The following is a 1,349-nucleotide window of genomic DNA, read 5'->3' on the forward strand; positions in this document are numbered from 1 at the left end:
GGAGCCTCCCCCTGAGTGGTGGACACGCTGATACTGGATCTGCTTGATCCGGAGGAAGCGAGACAACCGCCGATGGCGATGAAGGACTACTCGGACGAGTTCAAGGCCGATGCCGTGGCCCTGTACGAGTCCACACCCGGGGCGACATACAAGAGCATCGCCGCCGACCTGGGCATCAACCGCGCCACCCTGCGCGAGTGGGTGCTGCGGGACCGTGAATGCCGCGGTGTCACCGCCACGGCTGCGATGCCGGCCGTCCCACCGGGGACACCGGCGCCGTCCGAGGCTTCGGACGAGCGGATCCGGCAGCTGGAGGCGAGGGTGGCGGAGCTCGAGGCGAGTGAACGCAAACTGGCGACCGAACGCGACATACTCCGCAAGGCGGCCAAGTATTTCGCCGGAGAGACGAACTGGTGAGGAGCCGCTTCCAGTTCGTCGACGACCACCGGGACACCTACGAGGTGAAGCGGCTCTGCCACGTCCTGGACGTGAACCGGTCCAGCTACTACAAGTGGCTCGCCGGCGCCGAGGCACGGGCCGCCCGGCAGCGCAGGGACCAGGTCCTGGCCGAGGAGATCCGCACGGTCCACGGCGAGTCCGGCGGCGCCTACGGCTCCCCGCGCGTGACCGCCGAACTCCGTGAGAAAGGGCGTCGGGTCAACGAGAAGCGGGTCGCCCGGATCATGCGGACGTTCTCCATCACCGGCATCCGCCTGCGCAGACGGGTTCGCACCACCGTCCCGGACCCGGCCGCCTCCCAGGTCCCGGACCTCTTCCAGCGGGACTTCACCGCCGCCGAACCGGGCCGCAAGTACATGGGCGACATCACTTACCTGCCCCTCGCGAACGGCGAGTTCCTCTATCTCGCGACGGTGCTGGACTGCTTCAGCCGCAAAGTCGTCGGCTGGTCCATCGCCGACCACATGCGCACCGGCCTGGTCACCGACGCACTGCGGATGGCGGCCTCGACCCGCGGCGGCCTGGACGGGGCGGTGTTCCACTCCGATCATGGAGCCCAGTACGGGTCGCGGGCCTTCGCCGGCCTCTGCGACCAGCTCGGGGTCACCCGTTCGATGGGCGCGGTCGGCACCAGCGCCGACAACGCAGCCTGCGAAAGCTTCCACGCGTCGCTGAAACGCGAGACCCTCCAAGGCGCCCGCGACTACGGCGACGCCGACACCTGCAGACGGACCGTATTCGCCTGGCTGACCCGCTACAACACCCGCCGACGGCACTCCGCCAACGGCCACCTCAGCCCCAACGAATACGAACGCCGACACCACACCGCTAAACTCACGCTCGCCGCGTGATCAATAACCGCGTGCCCACCATCACGGGGGAAGGCCCAC

General features: G+C 68.5%; 1 protein-coding gene. It reads left to right on the top strand.

What is annotated here, in order from left to right:
* Positions 1 to 72: 72 nt before the first annotated feature.
* A protein-coding gene (locus tag ACFY01_RS46730) for an IS3 family transposase (protein ID WP_390741879.1) occupies positions 73 to 1,310 on the top strand; the annotation gives its coding sequence in 2 pieces (ribosomal slippage) (positions 73 to 403 and positions 403 to 1,310; 1,239 coding nt in all).
* The last annotated feature ends 39 nt before the right edge of the window (positions 1,311 to 1,349 follow it).

It is taken from the genome of Streptomyces sp. NPDC001480, from assembly GCF_042894725.1.
Taxonomy (GTDB): Bacteria; Actinomycetota; Actinomycetes; order Streptomycetales; family Streptomycetaceae; genus Streptomyces.